Source organism: Amycolatopsis sp. NPDC004378 (genome assembly GCF_053602455.1).
This window is the reverse complement of the sequence record NZ_JBSGDR010000002.1, coordinates 663,763-684,867: the sequence shown is the minus strand read 5'-3', so window position 1 is coordinate 684,867 and position 21,105 is coordinate 663,763. Positions and strand designations below refer to the sequence as shown.

Annotated in this window: 22 protein-coding genes and 2 tRNA genes; 17 read left to right on the top strand and 7 right to left on the bottom strand. The window is 69.8% G+C overall.

The annotated features are described in order from the left end of the window. Window positions 1–5 precede the first annotated feature (5 nt). Genes ACWEN0_RS10995 through hypB form a run of 14 tightly spaced genes read left to right on the top strand, consistent with a single transcriptional unit; the run spans window position 6 to window position 10,486 of the window. Window positions 6–689: a D-sedoheptulose-7-phosphate isomerase gene (locus ACWEN0_RS10995; RefSeq protein ID WP_451971625.1), complete on the top strand. Its 684-nt coding sequence runs from the start codon at window positions 6–8 to the stop codon at window positions 687–689. After that, complete coding sequence (locus ACWEN0_RS10990; RefSeq protein WP_451971622.1) at window positions 686–1,744, top strand: NADH-quinone oxidoreductase subunit B family protein; 1,059 nt, start codon at window positions 686–688, stop codon at window positions 1,742–1,744. The genes ACWEN0_RS10995 and ACWEN0_RS10990 overlap by 4 nt, the downstream gene beginning before the upstream one ends. Next, the gene (locus ACWEN0_RS10985; protein WP_451971619.1) at window positions 1,741–3,513 is read left to right on the top strand and encodes a nickel-dependent hydrogenase large subunit; all 1,773 of its coding nucleotides are present in this window, start codon (window positions 1,741–1,743) and stop codon (window positions 3,511–3,513) included. The genes ACWEN0_RS10990 and ACWEN0_RS10985 overlap by 4 nt, the downstream gene beginning before the upstream one ends. Beyond that, entirely contained in the window at window positions 3,513–4,025 is a 513-nt protein-coding gene (locus ACWEN0_RS10980; protein ID WP_451971616.1) for a NifU family protein, read from the top strand. The genes ACWEN0_RS10985 and ACWEN0_RS10980 overlap by 1 nt, the downstream gene beginning before the upstream one ends. Next, window positions 4,022–4,609 (top strand): DUF5947 family protein, encoded by a 588-nt coding sequence (locus ACWEN0_RS10975; RefSeq protein WP_451971613.1) that lies wholly within the window; start codon window positions 4,022–4,024, stop codon window positions 4,607–4,609. The genes ACWEN0_RS10980 and ACWEN0_RS10975 overlap by 4 nt, the downstream gene beginning before the upstream one ends. After that, a complete protein-coding gene (locus ACWEN0_RS10970) occupies window positions 4,602–5,231 on the top strand; it encodes a DUF6084 family protein (protein ID WP_451971610.1) in 630 nt (209 codons plus the stop codon). Before ACWEN0_RS10975 ends, ACWEN0_RS10970 begins: the two co-directional genes overlap by 8 nt. Beyond that, window positions 5,228–6,376, top strand: coding sequence for a hypothetical protein (locus tag ACWEN0_RS10965; RefSeq protein WP_451971607.1), 1,149 nt, complete (start codon window positions 5,228–5,230; stop codon window positions 6,374–6,376). Before ACWEN0_RS10970 ends, ACWEN0_RS10965 begins: the two co-directional genes overlap by 4 nt. Then, the gene (locus ACWEN0_RS10960; protein WP_451971604.1) at window positions 6,373–6,870 is read left to right on the top strand and encodes a hydrogenase maturation protease; all 498 of its coding nucleotides are present in this window, start codon (window positions 6,373–6,375) and stop codon (window positions 6,868–6,870) included. Before ACWEN0_RS10965 ends, ACWEN0_RS10960 begins: the two co-directional genes overlap by 4 nt. 1 nt (window position 6,871) lies before the next feature. Beyond that, on the top strand, window positions 6,872–6,976 hold the full coding sequence (locus tag ACWEN0_RS10955) for a DUF6893 family small protein (protein ID WP_451971601.1): 105 nt from the start codon (window positions 6,872–6,874) through the stop codon (window positions 6,974–6,976). Window positions 6,977–6,981: 5 nt separating this feature from the next. Further along, window positions 6,982–7,254, top strand: a complete 273-nt coding sequence (locus tag ACWEN0_RS10950; protein ID WP_364595210.1) for a HypC/HybG/HupF family hydrogenase formation chaperone — start codon at window positions 6,982–6,984, stop codon at window positions 7,252–7,254. Window positions 7,255–7,262: 8 nt separating this feature from the next. After that, a complete protein-coding gene (hypD, locus tag ACWEN0_RS10945) occupies window positions 7,263–8,390 on the top strand; it encodes a hydrogenase formation protein HypD (protein ID WP_451971598.1) in 1,128 nt (375 codons plus the stop codon). Then, window positions 8,387–9,463 carry a hydrogenase expression/formation protein HypE gene (gene hypE / locus ACWEN0_RS10940; protein ID WP_451971595.1) on the top strand — a complete coding sequence of 359 codons (1,077 nt, stop codon included), beginning with the start codon at window positions 8,387–8,389 and terminating at the stop codon, window positions 9,461–9,463. Before hypD ends, hypE begins: the two co-directional genes overlap by 4 nt. Beyond that, window positions 9,463–9,798, top strand: a complete 336-nt coding sequence (locus tag ACWEN0_RS10935; protein ID WP_451971592.1) for a hydrogenase maturation nickel metallochaperone HypA/HybF — start codon at window positions 9,463–9,465, stop codon at window positions 9,796–9,798. The genes hypE and ACWEN0_RS10935 overlap by 1 nt, the downstream gene beginning before the upstream one ends. Further along, window positions 9,791–10,486, top strand: a complete 696-nt coding sequence (hypB, locus tag ACWEN0_RS10930) for a hydrogenase nickel incorporation protein HypB (protein ID WP_451971589.1) — start codon at window positions 9,791–9,793, stop codon at window positions 10,484–10,486. The genes ACWEN0_RS10935 and hypB overlap by 8 nt, the downstream gene beginning before the upstream one ends. Here the strand turns inward: hypB and hypF are convergent. After that, window positions 10,443–12,587: a carbamoyltransferase HypF gene (gene hypF / locus ACWEN0_RS10925; protein ID WP_451971586.1), complete on the bottom strand. Its 2,145-nt coding sequence runs from the start codon at window positions 12,585–12,587 to the stop codon at window positions 10,443–10,445. The genes hypB and hypF overlap by 44 nt on opposite strands. A 4-nt stretch (window positions 12,588–12,591) precedes the next feature. After that, the gene (locus tag ACWEN0_RS10920) at window positions 12,592–13,509 is read right to left on the bottom strand and encodes a LysR family transcriptional regulator (protein ID WP_451971583.1); all 918 of its coding nucleotides are present in this window, start codon (window positions 13,507–13,509) and stop codon (window positions 12,592–12,594) included. Window positions 13,510–13,596: 87 nt separating this feature from the next. Between ACWEN0_RS10920 and ACWEN0_RS10915 the strand changes: the two genes are divergently transcribed. The 3 genes from ACWEN0_RS10915 to ACWEN0_RS10905 all read left to right on the top strand — a co-directional run bounded on the left by ACWEN0_RS10915 (window position 13,597) and on the right by ACWEN0_RS10905 (window position 15,741). Next, a complete protein-coding gene (locus tag ACWEN0_RS10915; protein WP_451971580.1) occupies window positions 13,597–14,898 on the top strand; it encodes an aspartate aminotransferase family protein in 1,302 nt (433 codons plus the stop codon). 73 nt (window positions 14,899–14,971) lie between these two features. Continuing rightward, window positions 14,972–15,541 (top strand): hypothetical protein, encoded by a 570-nt coding sequence (locus ACWEN0_RS10910; protein ID WP_451971578.1) that lies wholly within the window; start codon window positions 14,972–14,974, stop codon window positions 15,539–15,541. Beyond that, window positions 15,538–15,741, top strand: a complete 204-nt coding sequence (locus ACWEN0_RS10905; RefSeq protein WP_451971575.1) for a DUF6186 family protein — start codon at window positions 15,538–15,540, stop codon at window positions 15,739–15,741. Before ACWEN0_RS10910 ends, ACWEN0_RS10905 begins: the two co-directional genes overlap by 4 nt. A 62-nt stretch (window positions 15,742–15,803) precedes the next feature. Here ACWEN0_RS10905 and ACWEN0_RS10900 read toward each other — a convergent pair whose 3' ends face one another. The 5 genes from ACWEN0_RS10900 to ACWEN0_RS10880 form a co-directional block, all read right to left on the bottom strand. Beyond that, the gene (locus ACWEN0_RS10900) at window positions 15,804–17,153 is read right to left on the bottom strand and encodes a cellulose binding domain-containing protein (RefSeq protein WP_451971572.1); all 1,350 of its coding nucleotides are present in this window, start codon (window positions 17,151–17,153) and stop codon (window positions 15,804–15,806) included. Then, entirely contained in the window at window positions 17,150–18,775 is a 1,626-nt protein-coding gene (locus tag ACWEN0_RS10895) for a glycosyl hydrolase family 18 protein (RefSeq protein WP_451971569.1), read from the bottom strand. Before ACWEN0_RS10895 ends, ACWEN0_RS10900 begins: the two co-directional genes overlap by 4 nt. Window positions 18,776–19,099: 324 nt before the next feature. Further along, window positions 19,100–19,173, bottom strand: a tRNA-Arg gene (locus tag ACWEN0_RS10890). Window positions 19,174–19,219: 46 nt separating this feature from the next. After that, window positions 19,220–19,309: transfer RNA gene (locus ACWEN0_RS10885), tRNA-Ser, on the bottom strand. Window positions 19,310–19,374: 65 nt separating this feature from the next. Next, entirely contained in the window at window positions 19,375–21,090 is a 1,716-nt protein-coding gene (locus ACWEN0_RS10880; protein ID WP_451971566.1) for a phosphatidylglycerol lysyltransferase domain-containing protein, read from the bottom strand. Between the last annotated feature and the right edge of the window lie 15 nt (window positions 21,091–21,105).

The following is a 21,105-nucleotide window of genomic DNA, read 5'->3' as shown; positions in this document are numbered from 1 at the left end:
CCGGCATGACGCGGGAACGCCCCGTCACCGACGGTCTCGAAGCGCTGTACCCGTTCCTGTACTCGGGTGAAAGCGACCTCGACGCCGTCCTCCGCCAGGTCGAACAGTCCACTGTGGACAAGGTGCGCGAGATCGTCGCCCTGCGCGGTGACGTCCTCGCCACCGACCGCGACCGGCTGTTCGCGTGCGCGCAGGAACTGGCGCGCGCGTTCCAGGGCGGCGGCCGCCTGCTCGCCTTCGGCAACGGCGGCAGCTCGACCGACGCCCAGGACCTCGCCAGCCTGTTCCTCAGCCCGGCGGGCGACGCGAAGCCGTTGCCCGCCTTCGGGCTGACGAACGACATCGCGGTGGTGACCGCCCTGTCCAACGACATCGGGTTCGACGTCGTGTTCGCCCGGCAGATCGGCGCGTTCGGGCGTCCCGGCGACATCGCGGTGGGCCTGTCCACCAGCGGGAACTCCGCGAACCTGTTGCGCGCCTTCGACGAAGCCGCCCGGCGCGGCATGGTGACCGTCGGCATCGCCGGCTACGACGGGGGAAAAATGGCCGAGCTGGACAGCATCGACCACCTCTTCGTCGTCCCGTCACCGTCCGTGCACCGCATCCAGGAAGCCCAGACGACCCTCTACCACGCGCTGTGGGAGCTCACCCTCGGCGCGCTCGACGAACTCGGGGTTGAACAGCCGTGACGCATGCCGCAGAACAGACCGAAGAACAGCCCATCCACATCCTCTGGATCAACGCCGGCCTCTCGTGCGACGGTGACTCCGTCGCCTTGACGGCCGCCACGCAACCGAGCATCGAGGAAATCGTCCTCGGCGCTCTGCCCGGCTTGCCCAAGATCGCGGTCCACTGGCCGTTGATCGACTTCGAATGCGGCCCCGACAAGGGGGCCGACACGTTCATCGAGTGGTTCTACAAAGCCGACCGCGGCGAGCTGGAGCCGTTCGTGCTGGTCGTCGAGGGCTCGATCCCGAACGAGGCGATCAAGGACGAGGGCTACTGGTGCGGGTTCGGCAACAACCCCGAAACCGGCCAGCCGATGACGACCAGCGAGTGGCTGGACCGGCTGGCGCCCAAGGCACTTGCGGTGATGGCCGTCGGCACGTGCGCCACCTACGGCGGCATCCACGCGATGGAGGGCAACCCGACCGGTGCCATGGGCGTGCCCGACTACCTGGGCTGGGACTGGAAGTCCGGCGCCGGCATCCCGATCGTCTGCGTGCCCGGCTGCCCGACCCACCCGGACAACCTGTCCGAGACCATCACCTACCTGCTCTACCAGGCCGCCGGGCAGGCGCCGATGATCCCGCTCGACGACCACCTGCGGCCGCAGTGGCTCTTCGGCGCGACCGTCCACGAAGGCTGCGACCGCGGCGGCTACTACGAGCAGGGCGAGTTCGCCACCGAGTACGGCTCCCCGAAGTGCCTGGTCAAGCTGGGCTGCTGGGGCCCGGTCGTGAAGTGCAACGTGCCCAAGCGCGGCTGGATCAACGGCGTCGGCGGCTGCCCGAACGTCGGCGGGATCTGCATCGGCTGCACCATGCCGGGCTTCCCGGACAAGTTCATGCCGTTCATGGACGAGCCGCCGGGCGCGAACGTGTCGTCGCTGGCCAGCGGCGCGTACGGGTCGGTGATCCGCCGGCTGCGGAAGATCACCGAGCGCAAGGCCGACACCGAACCGAAGTGGCGCCACAAGGGCACCAAGCTCGACACCGGCTACCAGGCAGGGGCGCGGTCATGACCGAGATGAAAGAAAAGACCGACCTCGTCGAGATGGCGTGGGACCCGATCACCCGGATCGTCGGCAGCCTCGGCATCTACACGAAGATCGACTGGGCGCAGAAGAAGGTCGTCGAGTGCCACAGCACGTCGTCGGTCTTCCGCGGCTACAGCATCTTCATGAAGGGCAAGGACCCGCGCGACGCGCACTTCATCACCAGCCGGATCTGCGGGATCTGCGGCGACAACCACGCGACGTGCTCGGTCTACAACCAGAACATGGCCTACGGCGTCCGCCCGCCGCACCTCGGCGAGTGGATCATCAACCTCGGCGAGGCCGCCGAGTACATGTTCGACCACAACATCTTCCAGGAGAACCTGGTCGGGGTCGACTACTGCGAGAAGATGGTGGCCGAGACCAACCCCGGCGTCCTGGAGCTGGCGAACCGCACCGAGGCCCCGCACGCGGGCGACCACGGCTACCGCACCATCGGCGACATCATGCGCTCGCTCAACCCGCTCGAAGGCGAGTTCTACCGCGAGGCCCTGCAAGTGTCGCGCAGCACGCGCGAGATGTTCTGCCTGATGGAAGGCCGGCACGTCCACCCGTCCACGTTGTACCCCGGCGGCGTCGGCACGGTCGCCACCGTGCAGCTGTTCACCGACTACCTGACCCGGCTGATGCGCTACGTCGAGTTCATGAAGCGCTGCCTGCCGATGCACGACGACCTCTTCGACTTCTTCTACGAAGCCATCCCCGGCTACGAAGAGGTCGGCCGGCGGCGCGTCCTGCTCGGCTGCTGGGGCAGCCTGAACGACCCCGAGCACTGCGACTTCACCTACGAGAACATGGCGGCCTGGGGTCGCAAGATGTTCGTGACGCCGGGCGTGGTCGTCGACGGCAAGCTCGTCACGACCAGCCTGGTCGACATCAACCTCGGCATCCGCATCCTGCTCGGCAGCTCGTTCTACGAGGACTGGGCCGACCAGCCGATGTTCGTCACGCAGGACCCGCTGGGCAACCCGGTCGACCAGCGCCACCCGTGGAACCAGCACACCATCCCGCGCCCGGCGAAGCGCGATTTCGACGGCAAATACTCGTGGACGATGTCGCCGCGCTGGTTCGACGGCAAGGACCACCTCGCCCTCGACACCGGCGGCGGCCCGATCGCCCGGCTGTGGGTCACGGCGTTGGCCGGGCTCGTCGACACGCCGTACCTGAAGTCGACCGGCCACAGCGTCAAGATCACGCTGCCGCGCACGGCGACCAAGCCCGAGGTCGAGTTCGAGTGGAAGATCCCGCGCTGGAGCAACGCGCTCGAACGCAACCGCGCCCGGACGTACTTCCAGGCGTACGCGGCCGCGCTGGCGCTGCACTTCGCCGACCAGGCGCTCGGTGAGGTCCGCAAGGGCAACACCAAGACGTGGGAGCCGTTCAAGGTCCCGGACGAAGGCGTGAGCTGTGGCTTCACCGAAGCGGTCCGCGGTGTCCTCTCGCACCACATGGTGATCAAGGGCGGCAAGATCGCGAACTACCACCCGTACCCGCCGACGCCGTGGAACGGCAGCGTCCGCGACAGCTTCGGGACGCCGGGGCCGTACGAGGACGCCGTGCAGAACACGCCGATCTTCGAGGAGAACACGCAGGAGAACTTCAAGGGCATCGACATCATGCGCGCGGTCCGCAGCTTCGACCCGTGCCTGCCCTGCGGCGTCCACATGTACACCGGGTCCGGGAAGGTGCTCGAGCGGCTGCACACCCCGCACGCGTTCGGCGGGGAGCTAGCCTGATGACGGAAGTCGACCGGGTCGGCGAGCGCATCGAGCAGCTGCTGGGCGAGTTCGACGGCCGCGACGCCGAGCTCGCCGAGGACCTCGTCCACACGCTGCTCGAGTTCTACGGCGCCGGCCTGGCCCGGATCGTCGAGGTCGTCGACCGGCCGCTGCTGGACCGGCTCGCCGAGGACGACCACATCCGCGGCCTGCTCGTGCTGCACGACCTGCACCCGCGGTCGACGCACGAGCGGGTCGCCGAGGCCCTCGACAAGGTCCGGCCGTACCTCGGCTCGCACGCCGGCGACGTCGAGTTCGTCGGGATCGAGGACGGCGTCCTGCGGCTGCGGCTGCGAGGTTCCTGCGACGGCTGCCCGTCGTCGACGGTCACCGCGAAGTACGCCATCGAGCGCGTCGTCCGGGAGGCGGCGCCGGAGATCTCGGACGTCGTCGTCGAGGGCGTCGCCGAGGAAGAGACCGGCCCCGGCGGGCGGCCGCTGCTCCCCCTCTGCCCCGTGGAGGTCCCGTGACGGGCGGCCTGCGCCGGTTCCGCACTCCCGCACCGCGCGCCGCGCCGGGCGAGCGGTGCGAGATGTGCGCGGAACCGATCGGCGCGGAACACGGGCACGTCATCGACCTCGAGTCCCGCACGATCCTGTGCACCTGCCGGGGCTGCTACCTGCTCTTCACCCACGCCGGCGCGGGCGGGAAGCGGCACCGGGCGGTGCCCGACCGCGTGCGGCACCATCCCCGGTTCGAGCCGGGCGCCGCGTTGTGGGAATCGGCCGGCATCCCCGTCAAGACGGCGTTCCTGTTCCGCAACTCCGTGCAGGACCGCACGGTCGCGTTCTACCCGAGCCCGGCGGGGGCGACGGAGTCCCTGCTCCCACTGGGCACGGCCGACGACCTGGTCACCGAGCTCGCCGACGACGTCGAAGCGCTGCTGGTGAACCGGCTCGACGACGGTTTCGAGGCCTTCTCGGTGCCGATCGACGTCTGCTACGAGCTGGTCGGGCTGGTCCGGACGACCTGGCGGGGGTTCGACGGCGGCACCGAAGCGCACGAGGCCATCGACGGCTTCTTCGCCCGGCTGCGGGAGCGCGGCGATGGCTGAGCTGACCTTCGACTGCATCGACGTCCGGCCGCTGCGCTACGCCGCGTCGCCGACGCTGGCGTTCAAGCTGCGGATCTCCGAGCTGACCGGGCAGCCCGTCCACGCGATGGTGCTGCGCGTCCAGATCCGCATCGAGCCGCAGCGCCGCCGGTACGCCGAGGGCGAGTCGGAGCTGCTCACCCACCTCTTCGGCGAGCGCGCCCGGTGGGGCGAGACGCTGAAGCCGTTCCAGTTCACGACGGTGTCGGTGACCGTGCCGGGGTTCACCGGCGCCACCGAGATCGACGCCGAGGTGCCGTGCACCTACGACCTCGAAGTCGCGGCCGGCAAGTACTTCCACGCGCTGGCCGAGGGGGTCGTGCCGATGGTGCTGCTGTTCAGCGGCACCGTGTTCGGCAGGGGCGGGCCGGGGTTCTGGGTCGAGCAGGTGCCGTGGCACACCCAGGCCGAGTGCCGGATGCCGGTCGCCGTCTGGGACGAGCTGATGGCGCGGTACTTCCCGAACGTCGCGTGGATCAAGCTGCCGCGCGAAACCGTCGACGCGCTGCTCAAGTACAAGGCGCAGCACGCGATCCCGACCTGGGAGGCCGCGGTGGAGCGACTGCTGGCGGGTGAGCCGTGAACGCCCTCGAGCAGGCCCGCGCGGTCGGTGACGCCGTGCTCTACGAGGGCTACCTGCTCTACCCGTACCGGGCGTCGGCGCCGAAGAACCGGGTGCGCTGGCAGTGGGGCGTGCTCGTGCCGCCGTCGTTCGCGTCGGCGGAGATCGGCGAACACGCGTCGGCGCGCGCCGAGTGCGTGTTCGAGCCGCTGGAACGCACGATCCTGCACGTCAAGGTGCGATTCCTGCAGACGCGGACGCAGTCCGGGTGGGACGAAGCCGTCGAGCACGAGAGCGACTTCGACCTGCCGCTTTCGGAACTCCCGGTCGAGACGCCGTTCCGCGTGCCGGGCGACGGCGAACGGACCCACGAGCTGTCCGGCGTCCTCGCCGCCCGCGTCGACCCGCTCGACGGGCCGTTCGGCGGCGCCCGGCTGCGCGTCGAGGTGCACAACACGACGTCGTGGCCCTCCGACGGCGTCCGCGAGCACGCCCTGCGCCACTCCCTGCTCGCCGCCCACCTGGTGCTCAGCCTCGACACCGGGCACTTCCTGTCGATGCTGGACCCGCCGGAGTGGGCGAAACCGGCCGTCGAAGCCTGCCGGCAGGAACGGCTCTGGCCGGTGCTGATCGGCGACACCTCGCGCAGCACGGTGGTGCTCGCGTCGCCGATCATCCTCTACGACGACCCGGCGATCGCCGAGGAAAGCCCGGGCGACCTCTTCGACGGCACCGAGATCGACGAGATCCTGACCCTGCGCACGATGACGCTGACCGACGAGGAGAAGCGCGAGGCCCGGGCCACCGACCCGCGCGCGGCGGCGATCGTCGACCGCGTCGACACGATGCCGCCCGAGCTGCTGGAACGCCTGCACGGCGCGGTCCGGTCCCTGCGGCCGGTCCCGCCTTCGGTGGTCGTCGGCGGCGTGCGCGTCATCGAAGGGTCGCGCGTGCGCCTGCGGCCGAACCTGCGTGGTGCCGACGCCCAGGACATGTTCCTCACCGGCAAGACCGCCACCGTCCGGGTCGTGCTGTCCGATGTGGACGGCATGACGCACGTCGCGGTGACGCTCGACGACGATCCCGGCGCCGACCTGCAGCACGCGCACGGCCGGTACCGGTACTTCTCCCCCGACGAGATCGAACCCCTGGAGGTCGCGGAATGAGGCCACGAGTCCTGGTCGCCGGCATCGGCAACATCTTCCTGAGCGACGACGGTTTCGGCGTCGAGGTCATCAAGGAGCTCGAGGGCGCCGACCTGCCGCCGTGGGTGCAGATCGCCGACTACGGCATCGCGGGCATGCACCTCGCCTACGACCTGCTGGGCGGCTACGACACGACGATCCTGCTCGACGCCACCCCGCACGGACGGCCACCCGGGACGCTCTCGCTCATCGAGGCCGACACCGAGGACCTGGCGGCGTCGGCGTCGATCGACGCGCACGGCATGCAGCCGGACGCGGTGTTCCGGCTGTTGCGCCTCCTCGGCGGCGACGCCGGCCGCGTCCTCCTCGTGGGCTGCGAGCCGGCCTGCCTCGACGGCGGGATCGGGCTGTCCCCCGAGGTCGAAGCCGCGATCCCGGCCGCGGTCCGCGCGGTCACCGAACTCGCCTGGGGAACCAGCCCGGAGCTGCCACTCAAGGAGAAGACGGAGGTCTGAGATGAAGCGCCTGCTGTTGTTGGTCCTGCTGTTCGGCGGGGTGACCTGGCTCGTGAAGCAGTTCGAGCCCGACATCCGGCGGTACCTCGAGATGAGCCGGATGTAACGGCCGTGTGCCTCGGGATCCCGGGCGAGATCATCGAAATCAGCGAGGAGCGACCGGACCTCGCCAAGGTGTCGGTGAGCGGTGTCAAGCGCACCATCAACATCGGCCTGCTCGACGACGACCCGCCGAAGCCCGGCGAGTGGATCCTCATCCACGTCGGCTTCGCACTGTCCAAAATAGACGAGCAGGAGGCCGCGGCCGCCCTGGAGTTCCTCGAGAGCATCGGCAAGGCGTACGAGGACGAAATGGCCGCGCTCTTGGAATCCCGGATCGAGTAGGAGTCGTCATGCGTTTCGTCGACGAGTTCCGCGACGCGGAGAAGGCGCGGGCGCTGTCCGCGAAGATCACGTCGCTGTGCGAGCCGGGCCGCCACTACAAGTTCATGGAGGTCTGCGGCGGGCACACGCACACCATCTACAAACACGGCCTCGAGGACTACCTGCCCGAAAGCATCACGCTGGTGCACGGGCCGGGCTGCCCGGTGTGCGTGATCCCGATGGGCCGCATCGACGACGCCATCCACATCGCCCGGCAGCCCGGCGTGCTCATGACGTCGTTCGGCGACATGATGCGCGTACCCGGCTCCGGCGGGAACTTCTTCGACTCCAACGCCGAAGGCACCAACATCAGGATGGTCTACTCGCCGCTCGACTCGCTGAAGATCGCGCGGCAGAACCCGGACCTGCGCGTCGTGTTCATGGCCATCGGCTTCGAGACGACGACGCCGTCCACCGCGATGACGCTGCTGCGCGCGGCCGCCGAAGGCATCGAGAACTTCTCGGTGTTCGGCAACCACGTCACGATCATCCCGGCCATCAAGGCCATCCTCGACTCCCCCGACCTGCGGCTCGACGGCTTCATCGGCCCGGGTCACGTGTCCACCGTGATCGGCTGCCGGCCGTACGAGTTCATCGCCCGCGACTACGGCAAGCCCGTGGTCGTCGCCGGGTTCGAACCGCTGGACATCCTGCAGTCGATCTACATGCTGATGCTGCAGCTGTCTTCCGGGCGCTCCGAAGTGGAGAACCAGTACTCGCGCGTGGTCCCGTGGGACGGGAACCTCGTCGCGTTGAAGGCCATCAACGAGGTCATGGAGCTGCGGCCCTACTTCGAGTGGCGCGGCCTCGGGTTCATCACGCACTCGGCGATGGCGATCCGCGCGAAGTACGCCGCGTTCGACGCCGAGCGGATCTTCGAGATCCCGGGCCTGCGCGTCGCCGACCCGAAGGCGTGCCAGTGCGGCGAGGTGCTCAAGGGCGTGCTGAAGCCGTGGGAGTGCAAGGTGTTCGGCACCGCGTGCACCCCGGAGACACCGATCGGGACGTGCATGGTCTCGCCCGAAGGCGCCTGCGCGGCGTACTACAACTTCGGCCGGTTCAGCCGTCAGCGCGTCCGGGAGGCGAGCCGCGCATGACCACCACCGAACGCGAGCAGCAGGTCCTCGACCGCATCGAACGCGCCCGGCGCCGGCGCGCGAAGGTGCGTGAAGAGCGCATCACGCTTTCGCACGGCGCGGGCGGCAAGTCGACGCACACGCTGATCGAGGCCGTGTTCCTCGACGCGTTCCGCAACCCGCTGCTGGAACCGCTCGAAGACGCGGCGTCCTTGACGGTCGGCGACGCGCGGCTGGCGCTGACGACGGACTCCTACGTCGTCTCGCCGCTGTTCTTCCCCGGCGGGAACATCGGCGACCTGGCCGTCAACGGCACGGTGAACGACCTCGCCGTGTCCGGCGCGCGGCCGCTCTACCTGACCGCCGGGTTCATCCTCGAAGAGGGCTTCCCGGTCGAAGACCTGCTGAAGATCGTGGACTCGATGAAGACCGCGGCCCTCGAGGCGGGCGTCCAGATCGTCACCGGCGACACGAAGGTCGTGCAGCGCGGCAAGGCCGACGGCGTGTACGTCAACACCGCGGGCGTCGGCGTCCTGACCCGCACCGGGCTCGGCGTCGCCACCGTGAAGCCCGGAGACGCCGTCCTCGTCTCCGGGCCGATCGGCGACCACGGCGTCACGATCATGCTGGCCCGCGGCGAACTGGACATCGACGCCGACCTCGAGTCCGACACCGCGCCGGTGCACGACCTGGTCGCCGGGCTGCTGGCCGCGGTGCCGGGCGTGCGCGCGATGCGGGACGCGACCCGCGGCGGCGTCGCGACGATCCTCAACGAGATCGCGAAGGCCGCCGAAGTCGCCGTGGTCGTCGACGAGAAGGCCGTCCCGGTCCGGGAAGAGGTCCGCGGCGCGTCGGAACTGCTGGGCATCGACCCGCTGTACGTCGCCTGCGAAGGCCGGATCGTCGTCGTGGTCGACGGCACTCAGGCCGCCGATGCCCTGGCCGCGTTGCGCGCACACCCGTTGGGCGCGGACGCCGCGGTGATCGGGCGCGTCGCCGGCGACCCGCCGGGCATCGTGCTGCTGAACACCGCGTTCGGCGGCACCCGGATCGTGGACCTGCTGGTCGGGGACCCGCTGCCGAGGATCTGCTAGTGCACGAAATGGCGATCACGCAGTCGGTCGTGGACGCGATCGTCGCCCGCCTCGGCGAGGCGCCGGTGTCGTGCGTGCGGCTCGAGATCGGCCGGCTGTCCGGCGTGGTCCCGGACAGCGTCCGCTTCTGCTTCGACGTCCTCTGCACGGGGACGTCCCTGGAAGGCGCCCGGCTCGACATCGCCGAGCCGTCCGGGCGAGCGCGTTGCCGCGACTGCGGCGAGGAGTTCTCGCTCGACGACTTCATCGTGCTGTGTCCCTGCGGCAGCGCCAACGCGTCGGTGCTGGCGGGCCGCGAACTGCGCATCACCTCGGTGGAGGTCAGCCATGTGTGACACCTGCGGCTGCTCGGATTCGGACGTCCGGATCACCGACCACGCGCACACCGTGGTCCTGGAGCAGGACATCCTCGCCAAGAACGACGAGCTGGCGGCGCACAACCGGACGCACCTGCGCGCTTCGGACGTCTTCGCGGTCAACCTGATGAGCTCGCCGGGTGCCGGGAAGACGACGCTGCTGGAACGGACGATCCTCGCTCTCGATGGTCCCTGCGCCGTGATCGAAGGCGACCAGGAGACGCTGCTGGACGCCGAACGCATCAAGGCGACGGGCGCGCCGGTCGTCCAGATCAACACGGGTGCGGGCTGTCACCTGGACGCGTCGATGCTGCACCGGGCTCTGCATTCGCTGTCGCCCGCCCGGGGTTCGACGTTGTTCATCGAGAACGTCGGCAACCTCGTCTGCCCGGCCCTGTTCGACCTCGGCGAGGCGGCCCGCGTGGTGATCCTCTCCGTGACCGAAGGACCGGGGAAGCCGTTGAAGTACCCGCACATGTTCACCGCGACGGACCTGGTGCTGCTGAACAAGGTCGACCTGCTGCCGTACGTCGACTTCGACGTCGCCGAGTTCGAGCGGGACGTCCGCCGGGTGAACCCGTCGGCGGCCCTGCTGCAGGTCAGCGCGACCCGCGGCGACGGCCTCACCGCGTGGTACGACTGGCTACGGCGACCTGACCGAAGCTGATCCCGCCGTCGTTCGCCGGCACGTTCCGGTGGGTCAGCACGCGGAACCCCCGGTGTTCGAGGCCGGCCACGGTCCGGTCGAGCAGCAGGACGTTCTGGAACACCCCGCCGGACAGCGCGACCGTGGTGCTGCGGTCCCTCAGCCGGTCACAGGTGTCCACGATCGCGGCGGCGACCCCGTTGTGGAACCGGGCAGCTCTCTTCGCCGGTGTGGCGTTGTCGTCCAGGAGCGCGGCGATGAGGTCTTCGCCGTGGACGACGTCGTCGATCCGCGCCCGGTAGCCCGCCTGCTCGCCGGGATCGGCCAGCTGTTCCAGCTCGATGGCGGCCTGGCCCTCGTAGTTGACGGTGTCCCGGACCCCGAGCAGCGCGGCGGCCGCGTCGAAGAGGCGGCCGGCACTCGACGTCAGCGGTGAGTTGAGGCCACTGCGCTTGAGCTTGACGACGTCTTCGCGCGCCGGCCGCCCGAGTTCGTCCACATAGGACGCTGCCATCCGCCACGGCTGCCGGATCGCGCTGGTGCCGCCCGGCATCGCGACCGGTTTGAGGTGCGTGAGCCGCCGGTAGGACGTCAGGTCGGCGAGGAGGAACTCGCCGCCCCAGATGGTGCCGTCGGGCCCGAACCCGGTGCCGTCGAAGGCGACGCCGAGCACCGGGCCGTCCTCGCCGTTGTCGGCAAGGCAAGCGGCGATGTGGGCGTGGTGGTGCTGCACGCCGAGCAGGTCGATGTCCAGGTCCAGGGCGTATTTCGTGGACAGGTACTCGGGGTGGAGGTCGTGCGCGACGAGCACCGGGTCGATCGCGAACAGGCGTTTGAAGTGCTCGATGCCCTCGGTGAAGGACTTGAGGGTCTCGTAGTTCTCCAGGTCGCCGATGTGGTGGGAGACGAAGGCGTGGTGGCCTTTGGCGAGGCAGAAGGTGTTCTTGAGTTCGGCACCGCAGCCGAGCAGGTGTTTCTTCGTTTCCAGCCGGATCGGCTCGGGCGCGTAGCCGCGCGAACGCCGTTGGAGCTGCGGTTTCGTGCCGACGATGCGCACCACGGAATCGTCCGTCCGGATGTGGATCGGCCGGTCGTGGGTGAGGTGGGCGTCGGCGATGCCCTCGAGCCGGCCGAGGTCTTCGTCGCGGTGGACGATGGGTTCGTCGGAGACGTTGGCGCTGGTCAGCACGAGGGGTCCGGTCTGGTCCAGCAGCAGGTGGTGGAGCGGCGTGTAGGGCAGCATGAGCCCGATCCGCCGGTTCCCGGGCGCGACGGCCTGAGCAAGGCCTCCCTTGGAGGGCAGCAGCACGATGGGCCGCCGCCGTCCTTGAAGGACCCGCGCGGCTTCGTCGCCGACGTGAGCGATCTCCCGGGCTTGCCCGAGATCGGCCACCATGACGGCGAAAGGCTTGTCCTCGCGGTGCTTCCGTGTTCTCAACGTCTTCGCGGCTTCTTCCTGCCGCGCACCGACCGCGAGGTGATAGCCGCCAAGCCCCTTCACGGCGACGACGGCACCCTGCTCGATCGCCGCGACGGTCGCCGGGATCGGGTCCCCGCCGCCGGGTTCGAACCTGAGCGTGGGCCCGCAGGCAGGGCAGCAGACGGGCTGGGCGTGGAACCGCCGGTCGGCTGGATCCTCGTACTCCCGCTTGCACAGAGCGCACATCGCGAACGCGGCCATGGTCGTGAGCGGACGGTCGTAGGGCACGCCCTTGACGATCGTGAACCGCGGCCCGCAGTTGGTGCAGTTGACGAAGGGGTACCTATAACGTCGATCGGCGGGGTCTCGCAGCTCCCGCAGGCAGTCGTCACAGGTGGCGGAGTCGGCGGAGACGAGCGTGTCGGCGGTGCCGTCGGCCGGGCTGGCCACGATCCGGAAGCCGCGCTCCCCGCGCGAGGGAACCTCGCGCGTCCGGACCTCGTCGACCACCGCAAGCGGCGGAGCATCCTTCGTCAGGGCCTCGACGAAGGCCGCCACCTGGTCGCGCGTCCCTTCGACTTCGATGAACACCCCGCGCCCGTCATTCCCGACGAAGCCGCCGAGCCCTTGCGCGAGCCGATGGACGAAGGGCCGGAACCCGACGCCCTGCACCACCCCGGTGACGCTGATCGCCACGCGCACCCGCTCAGTCTGCGCTCTCCTCCACCCAGGCGGCCAGTTCCGGCAGGTCCGGCGGCTGCCGCAGGGCGTCGAGGACCACGTTGACCCCCGCGCGCAGCGGCGTTCCCCGGCGCACCACCGCCGCGATCGTGCGGGTCACCGGTGAGGCCAGCTCCCGCGTCACCACCCGGTAGCGCCGGTCCACCGCCAGCAACGGCAGCAACGCGATCGACAACCCGGCCTCGACGTGCTGCAAGGTCATCAGGTAGTTGCTGAACCGGCACACCACCCGCGGCTCGAAGCCCGACTCGCGGCACAGGCGCAGCGTCAGGTTGGCCATGTACGACTGCGGCATGTCCAGCGCCCACGGCGAATCCGCGTAGGCCGAGAGCGGGACCGGCCCCCTCGGGGAGTCGCCGGAGGAGACCAGGACGATCGGGTCCGAGGCCAGCGGGACGATGTCCAGGTCCGGGCCCAGGGGCAGCTCGACGAAGTCCGTCGTCGTGATGATCACGTCCGCGTCGCCGCCGCGCAGGGCCGGGATGCTCTCGTGGGGTTCCAGCTCCAGCAGTTCGACGTCCAGGTGCGGGTACGCGCCCGCCAGCCGGGTCACCGCCGGGACCGCCATCGTGTGGATCGCGCTCTGGAACGCGCCCAGCCGCACCTGGCCGACCGGCTCCTCGCCGAGGCTGCGCAGCTCCGCCTCGACCGTGTCCATGTGGTCGAGGATCGCCCGCGCGCGCCGCGCCAGCATCAGGCCCGCCGGCGTCAGCCGGACCCGGCGGCCCGTGCGTTCCAGCAGCTGGGTGCGGGTTTCCGCTTCGAGCACGGCCAGCTGCTGCGACACGCTCGACGCGCTCAGGTTCGCGTCCTGCGCCACCGCGCGGACCGTGCCCAGGGTGTCGAGCCGGCTCAGCAGCCTCAGGCGCCACGGGTTCAGCATCGCCCCATTCTTGTGCGGAAAACTCGAACAAGAAAGCCGGAATCGTGAGATGGACGTGGCGCTCGGTGCGGACTTACCGTCGATGCCATGGCTGCTTCCTTCTGGTCCGACGTCGACAAGCACCTCGTCCGCTACGGCGGCGCCTTCACGCGCGAGATCATCGACCGCGCCGAAGGCAGTTTCGTCTTCACCGAAGACGGCCGTCGCATCCTCGACTTCACCTCCGGCCAGATGAGCGCGATCCTGGGGCACTCGCACCCGGAGATCGTCGAGACCGTGACCCGGCAGGCCGCGAGGCTCGACCACCTGTTCAGCGGCATGCTGAGCCGCCCGGTCGTCGACCTCGCCCGGCGGCTCGCCGAGACGCTCCCGGCGCCGCTGGAGAAGGCCCTCCTCCTCACCACCGGCGCCGAGTCGAACGAGGCCGCCATCCGGATGGCGAAGCTCGTCACAGGCAAGCACGAGATCGTCTCGTTCGCCCGGTCGTGGCACGGCATGACCCAGGCCGCGGCGAGCGCGACCTACAGCGCCGGCCGCAAGGGTTACGGGCCCGCCGCGCCCGGCAACTTCGCTATCCCGGCGCCGAACGCGTACCGCCCCGACTTCACCGACGCCGACGGCGAGCTCGACTGGCGGCGTCAGCTCGATTTCGGCTTCGACCTGATCGACGCGCAGTCGGTCGGCAGCCTCGCCGCGTGCATCGTCGAGCCGATCTTGAGTTCCGGCGGCATCATCGAACCGCCGCCCGGCTACTTCGCCGCCCTGCGGGAGAAGTGCCGTGAACGCGGCATGCTGCTGATCCTCGACGAAGCCCAGACGGGCCTGTGCCGTACGGGGAACTGGTACGCGTTCGAGCGCGACGGCATCGTCCCGGACATCCTGACGCTGTCCAAGACGCTCGGCGCCGGCCTCCCCCTCGCGGCGGTGCTGACGAGCGCGGAGATCGAGCAGGAGGCCCACGAGCGCGGCTTCCTGTTCTTCACGACGCACGTGGCGGACCCCCTCCCGGCGGCGGTCGGCAACACGGTGCTGGACGTGCTGTCCCGCGACCACCTCGACGCACGGGCGCTTTCGCTGGGCGCGGTGCTCCGCCAGGGTCTGGAGGGGATCGCCGAGCGCCACGAGGTGGTCGGCGACCTCCGCGGCCGCGGCCTGCTGGCCGGGCTGGAGCTGGTGGTGGACCGCCAGACCAAGCAAAGTTCGGACGAGCTGGGCGCCCGGGTGACGCAGCGCTGCCTCGAGCTGGGGCTGCACATGAACATCGTGCAGCTGCCGGGGATGGGCGGGGTGTTCCGGATCGCCCCGCCGCTGACGGCGTCCGAAGAGGAGATTTCGCTGGGCGTGTCGATCCTCGACCAGGCGATCGGGGACGCCGTCAAGCTGCTCTGAGGGCGGAATGCGGTAGCCGAGCGGCGGGTTTTTTGTTAGCAAGGACAAGGACCTGTCGCGAAGGAGCTACGCCATGGCTCTCGGCTTCCCCAGTCGCTCGCTCACCGTCGACCTCCCCGTCATCGCGCTCGTCCTCGCGGCGATCGCGCACTGGATCCGGGGCGCGCCCGCGGACGCGCTGATCTTCCTGGCGGTCACGCTGGTCCTCCTGATCACCGAACGGCCGCGCGAGGAGATCGCGGAGCTCGGGGAGCCGTTCCGCGTGCCGGGGTTCGCGGTGGTCGCGGCCGGGCTGCTGGTGCTGGCGTTCGGCCGCGACAGCGTCCCGGTGGCGGTCGCGATCTCCGCGATCGGGCTGGTGGCGCTGTTCGCGGAGTGGCGGGACCCGTCACTGCCGGCCGACCGCCCGGTGCCGCGCCGGGCGTGGCTGTGGTCCGCGGTCGCGCTGAGCTGGTGCGGCTGGGAGCTGCTGTCGTTCGTCTACGAGCAGGCGGCGGGCGGGCTGTCGCTGACCCACCCGACGATGAGCGACCTGGTCGACCCGCTCCTGACCAGCCGGGTCGTCCAGGCGCTGGCGATCACGGGCTGGCTGGCGGCGGGCCTGGCGATGCTGCGCGCGGCGGCGACGGCGAGACGGTCATGAGCACCCGGGTCATCACCGAGCTGGGGTTCGGGCTGATCGTCCTGGCGGCGATCGGGCTGGGCGTGGCGAGCCACGTGTGGCCGAAGCGGATCCCGAAGCTGACGAGCGTGCTGGCCGTGGTGATGCGGCGGCGCAGCGCGCGGATCGCGTTCGTGCTGGCCTGGTGGTGGGTCGGCTGGCACTTCTTCGTGGGCCACTAGGTCGTGGGTGTTCGGGGCGGTTGGCACCGCCCCGAACACCCACGACCAGCCGCGGCAGACCGTCAGAAGCCCGCCGTCACCTTGGTGAAGTCCCAGTCGTTCTGGGCGATGCCGCTGCACGCCGACTGGACGCCGCCGCCGGGGCAGCCCCGGTCGCGGTTGACCGACCAGAACGCCAGGCGGCCGATCTTGTTCGTCTTGGCCCAGTTGGTGATCTGGGTCCACGTCGAGAGATCGGTCAGCTCCTGCTGGTCGGACAGGCCGTTCATGCCCGAGATGCCCACGTGGCTGTACGCCGTGGCGTCACTCCACCCGAACGTCGACTTCAGCTTGTCGCGCAAGCCGTTCGCCGCACTCACCGTGCTGGTGTACATGTTCGAGCCGCCGCCGAAGTCGAACGGCATGATCGTGTACACGTCCACGTTGGCGCCCAGGGCCTTCGACTGGTCGATGAGCCGGTTGCCGTAGTAGTTCGGGCCGGTCGTCGACGTGCCGAACGTCAGGATCGTCTGGATCCCGGGGTTGTTCTGCTTGACGATCTTCAGCGCGCCCAGGATCCGGTCCTGGACGGCCTCGTTCTCGAACTCGTCGGAGTTCTCGATGTCGATGTCGATCGCCTTGAGCCCGTACGCGTTGATCACCTGCTGGTAGGCGCCGGCCAGCGCGGCCGGCGTCGAACAGTTCGGGCCGAGCTTGTTGCCGCTCCAGCCGCCGAACGACGGGACGACCTGGCCGCCCGCCGCCTTGATCTGCGAGATCGCGGTGGCGTCCGCGCTGCCGGAAAGCGGACGGCTGCTGTCCCACGCCGGGTTGCAGCCACCGGAGGCGTTGATGAACGCCATGGTGAACCACTTGACGCCGGTCGCGTTCATCACCGTCTGCGGGTTCGGCGGGCTGCCCCAGCCCATGTACAGGTACGGCGCGCCCTTGCCACCGGTGCCCGGCGGCGGGGTGGTCGTGGGCGGGGGCGTCGTCGTAGGCGGCGGTGTGGTCGTGGGGGGTGTGCCCCCGGCGGCGCACGAACCCCCGTTCAGCTTGCAGTTCGACGGCGCGACGTACGAACCGGAGTACGCCACGTTGAACCCGAAACTGGCGGACGCGCCGTTGCCGACGTTGCCGTTCCACGAGTTCTTCACCGTGACGTGCTGGCCCGACGCCGTGTAGCTACCGTCCCAGAGCGACGAGATCTTCGCGCCCGAAGGCAGGTCGAACTCGACGGTCCAGGTGGCCAGCGTCGAGCCCGAGCCGTTGGCGATCGTGTACTTGCCTTCGTACCCGGTGCCCCAGTCGGAGCCCTTCGAGAAGGTCGCGGACACGCCGCCCGCCGCGTTCGCCGGAGCGATCACGAACAGCGCGCCGATCGTGGCGGCCGCGGCCGCGAGCCCGAGTGCGGGCACCCACCGGCGGCTCACGACAGGCCGTTCTTCATCGCGGTGATGAGCTCGCCGCCCGTGGTGTCACCGGTCAGCTCCCAGAAGAAGGCGCCACCGAGACCCTGCTGCTTGGCGTAGGACATCTTCCCGCCGATGGTCGCCGGGGTGTCGTAGCTCCACCAGTTGCTGCCGCACTTCGCGTACGCGGTGCCGGCGAACGTGCCGGTCGACGGGCAGGTGTTCTTCAGGACCTTGTAGTCCTCGATGCCCTGCTCGTACGTGCCCGGCGCGGGACCGGTCGCGGTGCCGCCCGGCGTGCTCTGCGTGACTCCGGTCCAGCCGCGGCCGTAGAACCCGATGCCCAGCAACAGCTTGCTCGACGGGACGCCCTTGCTCTTCAGCTTCTGGATCGCCGCGTCGGAGTAGAAGCCCGGCGTCGGGATGCCGCTGAAGTTGGTGAGCGGCGAGTGCGGGGCCGTCGGACCCTGCGCGGCCCAGGCGCCGAAGTAGTCGTAGGTCATCACGTTGTACCAGTCGACGTACTGCGCGGCGCCGCCGTAGTCGGCGACGTCGAGCTTGCCGCCGCTGCTCCCGTCGGCCGTGATCGCCGAGGTGATGAGGAACGACGAGCCGAACTTGGCCCGCAGCGCGCCCATCAGGTTCTTGTAGGCCGCGGCACCGCTGGTGTCACAGGAAAGGCCGCACGCGTTGGGGTACTCCCAGTCGATGTCGATGCCGTCCCAGATGTCCGCCCAGCGCGGGTCCTTAAGCAGGTTGTAGCAGGACTGCGCGAACGCGGCGGCGTTCTGCGAAGCCTGGCCGAAGCCACCGGAGTAGGTCCAGCCGCCGAACGACCAGATCACCTTGAGGCCCGGATGCAGCTTCTTCAGCTTGCGCAGCTGGTTGAAGTTGCCCGCGACCGGCTGGTCCCAGGTGTCGGCGACGCCGTCGACGCTGCCCGCCGCGTCGTAGGTCTTCTGGTAGTCGGCGTACGGGTCGTCGTTCGCCGTGCACTGGCCGTTCTTCACGTTGCCGAACGCGTAGTTGATGTGGGTCAGCTTGCTCGCCGAACCCGACGTCTCGATGTTCTTGACGTGGTAGTTGCGGCCGTAGACGCCCCACTGCACGAAGTAGCCGACGTTCTTCAGGGACCCACCGGACGGCGGCGGCGTGGTCGTGGTCGGCGGGGTGGTGGGGGTCGTGGGGGTGGTCGTCGGCTGCGTCGGGGTCGTCGGCGTGGTGGTCGGGGTGCCCCCGCCGGCGTCGCAGGACCCGCCGTTCAGCTTGCAGTTCGACGGCGCCGAGTAGGTGCCGGAGTAGGCGACGTTGAAGCCGAAGCTGGCGGTCGAGCCGTTGCCGACGTTGCCGTTCCAGCTGTTCTTCACGGTGACGTGCTGGCCGGACGCGGTGTAGCTGCCGTCCCAGAGGGAGGAGATCGTCGCGCCGGACGGGAGGTCGAACTCGACCGTCCAGGCGGCCAGCGTCGAGCCGGACCCGTTGGTGATCGTGTACTTGCCTTCGTAGCCGGTGCCCCAGTCGGAGCCCTTGGTGAAGCCGGCGCTGACGCCACCGGCGGCACTCGCCGGCACGGTGACGAGTCCGACCGCGAGCGCGCCGACCGCGGTGAACAGACCGAGGAGGTGCCATCTCTTTCTGGACATTGCTCTCCCTTGGACCAGGTGCGAGGACAGCGCACACCACGGGGGACCGAGACGGTGTTTTGCGCCGTTTGCGAAGACGGTACGTGGTCCAGACCAATTAGGGAAGCACGAGTACGGAGAGTGCCGAACGCCGCCTGACCAGCTGCGACGTTGGCGTGTTCACTGGTCCAGTCCAGTTACGCAAAGCAGTCGCGGCGAGGCGGATCCGGCCCTGCGCGGCGGCGGCCGCGCGATCGCTCGACCGCGGATTCCGCCCCCGGAAACGGAGGCATGAGAAAGGCCCCTCCGGCGAACCGGAGGGGCCTTTGCTGTCTCAACCAGACGTGCGCCCGAAGGGATTCGAACCCCTGACCTTCTGATCCGTAGTCAGATGCTCTATCCAGCTGAGCTACGGGCGCGTGTTCAGTTGTTCTCTAACCTAGCACCCGGCGAACCGGGCACCAGCGGAGGCTCCGGGATTTGAACCCGGGAGGGGGGGTTACCCCCAACCGCATTAGCAGTGCGGCGCCATAGACCAGACTAGGCGAAGCCTCCTGGGCCCAACGACCACTGCTCAGATAGGTTACACACCCCCCGATCACCCTCCAACAGCACCCCCCTCACGCCCGGCGCAGCAGCCTGAGCAGGCGCGGAGAGCGGCCGCCGAGGCCTTCCGCCTCGAACGTCGCGATGCCGACGCGCGGGAGTTCGCGCACGCCCGGGTACACCAGGTAGCGGGGGACCCAGCGCGGCTGGAACTTCGCGTTGAACCGGTAGAGCGTCTCGATCTGGATCCAGCGGGAAAAGAAGTGCAGGACCTTCGCCGCCGTCTTGGCGACCGGGCCCGCGCCGATCCGGCGGCCCTGTTCCATCAGGGCGCGGAACGCCGCGAAGTTGAGCGACACCTGCTCGACGCCGTGGCGACGCGCCGCCAGCAGGAGCTCCGAAATCATCAGCTCGTTGACGCCGTTGTCGGCCGTGCGGTCGCGGCGCATGACGTCCAGCGACAGGCCCTTCGCACCCCACGGCACGAACTGCAGCACGCCCCGCACGCGGCCGCCCTGTTCGGCCGTCACCAGCACCGAGCCGGGGTCGCCCATGCGGCCCAGCGCCATCGAAAAGCCGCGCTCGGTCTCCGTGCCGCGCCAGTTCGCGGCCAGCGCCGCCAGCTCGTCCAGCTCACCTTCGCGCAGGTCCTCGGCCCGGCGCACCAGCACCTTGTAGCCCGCGCGCTTCGTGCGGGCCGCCGCCTGGCGGACGCCGCGCATCACCCGGCCGTCCAGCGTGAAGCCCTCGACGTCGACCACGGCTTCGTCGCCGATCTCCAGGACCTCCAGGCCGAACCGGGCCCAGACCGTCGCGCCGAGCTCCGAGACGCCCATCGCCGCCGGGATCCAGCCGTTGCGCCGGCACACCTCGAGGTACTCCTCGATCGCGCCCGGCCACGCCTCGTGGTCGCCCAGCGGGTCGGCCGAGCACAGCGCCACGCCGGCGATCACGCGGTAGGTGACGGCGGCCTTGCCCGTCTTCGAGAACACCGCGAACTTGTCGCGGCGCAGCGCGAAGTAACCGAGGGAGTCACGCTCGCCGTGCTCGTCGAGCAGCTTGCGCAGGCGGGCCACCTCTTCGTCGGTCAGCCGCGGCGCCGGCTCGGCCGACCGCAGCAGGAAGTACGCCGACACCAGGACCGCGGCGAGCCCGAACAGCAGCCCGACGGCCGCGGTCATGTCCTCCAGCCACATCTGGTGGAACACCGCGGGACCGCTGGCCCCGACCAGCGCGAGCGCGGCCTCCGCGAGCCGGTCCGGGAAGCTCAGCGGCTCCAGCACCGCCCGCGACGCCACCGACAGCAGGATGACGTTGAGCACGAGCCCGGCCAGCACCAGCTGCAGGAACACGCGCACCGCGCGCCAGCGCCCGGCGACCGGGTCCGGCTTCGCGACGAAGTAGCGCCGGTTCGCGATCAGGCCCACCAGCAGCACCACCGACACCACCCCGGCGGCGAAGACGTGCCTGAGCCCGAGGTGCGAAAGCGTCAGCAGCACCGTCGCGCCGACGGCCAGCTGCCAGGCCCGGCGCTTGCGGCGGCGCAGGCCCGCGGCCAGCATCAGCAGCAGCACGCCCGTGACCAGCGCCACGGTCGCCGCCGCGACGGTCGCCTCCTGCGGCAGTTCCAGCCACTCCGACAGGTGCCCGCGCAGGTTTCGGCGCCCGGCCGGCACCAGGACCGACACGAGCGTCATCAGTCCGGCGAGCCGGGTCACCCACGTGATCACCCCCACGGTGGTGGCTCCGGCCACCTGCCAGGTGATCTGCGCTCTGGTTCCCGTCACCACCTGTGCAACCCGTTG

Excerpts from the sequence above, each read along its gene's own strand:
- ACWEN0_RS10995 (WP_451971625.1), top strand. The coding sequence starts at position 6 with ATGACGCGGGAACGCCCCGTCACCGACGGTCTCGAAGCGCTGTACCCG.
- ACWEN0_RS10985 (WP_451971619.1), top strand. The coding sequence starts at position 1,741 with ATGACCGAGATGAAAGAAAAGACCGACCTCGTCGAGATGGCGTGGGAC.
- ACWEN0_RS10980 (WP_451971616.1), top strand. The coding sequence starts at position 3,513 with ATGACGGAAGTCGACCGGGTCGGCGAGCGCATCGAGCAGCTGCTGGGC.
- ACWEN0_RS10970 (WP_451971610.1), top strand. The coding sequence starts at position 4,602 with ATGGCTGAGCTGACCTTCGACTGCATCGACGTCCGGCCGCTGCGCTAC.
- ACWEN0_RS10960 (WP_451971604.1), top strand. The coding sequence starts at position 6,373 with ATGAGGCCACGAGTCCTGGTCGCCGGCATCGGCAACATCTTCCTGAGC.
- ACWEN0_RS10955 (WP_451971601.1), top strand. The coding sequence starts at position 6,872 with ATGAAGCGCCTGCTGTTGTTGGTCCTGCTGTTCGGCGGGGTGACCTGG.
- hypD (WP_451971598.1), top strand. The coding sequence starts at position 7,263 with ATGCGTTTCGTCGACGAGTTCCGCGACGCGGAGAAGGCGCGGGCGCTG.
- hypE (WP_451971595.1), top strand. The coding sequence starts at position 8,387 with ATGACCACCACCGAACGCGAGCAGCAGGTCCTCGACCGCATCGAACGC.
- hypB (WP_451971589.1), top strand. The coding sequence starts at position 9,791 with ATGTGTGACACCTGCGGCTGCTCGGATTCGGACGTCCGGATCACCGAC.
- ACWEN0_RS10920 (WP_451971583.1), bottom strand. The coding sequence starts at position 13,509 with ATGCTGAACCCGTGGCGCCTGAGGCTGCTGAGCCGGCTCGACACCCTG.
- ACWEN0_RS10915 (WP_451971580.1), top strand. The coding sequence starts at position 13,597 with ATGGCTGCTTCCTTCTGGTCCGACGTCGACAAGCACCTCGTCCGCTAC.
- ACWEN0_RS10910 (WP_451971578.1), top strand. The coding sequence starts at position 14,972 with ATGGCTCTCGGCTTCCCCAGTCGCTCGCTCACCGTCGACCTCCCCGTC.
- ACWEN0_RS10905 (WP_451971575.1), top strand. The coding sequence starts at position 15,538 with ATGAGCACCCGGGTCATCACCGAGCTGGGGTTCGGGCTGATCGTCCTG.
- ACWEN0_RS10895 (WP_451971569.1), bottom strand. The coding sequence starts at position 18,775 with ATGTCCAGAAAGAGATGGCACCTCCTCGGTCTGTTCACCGCGGTCGGC.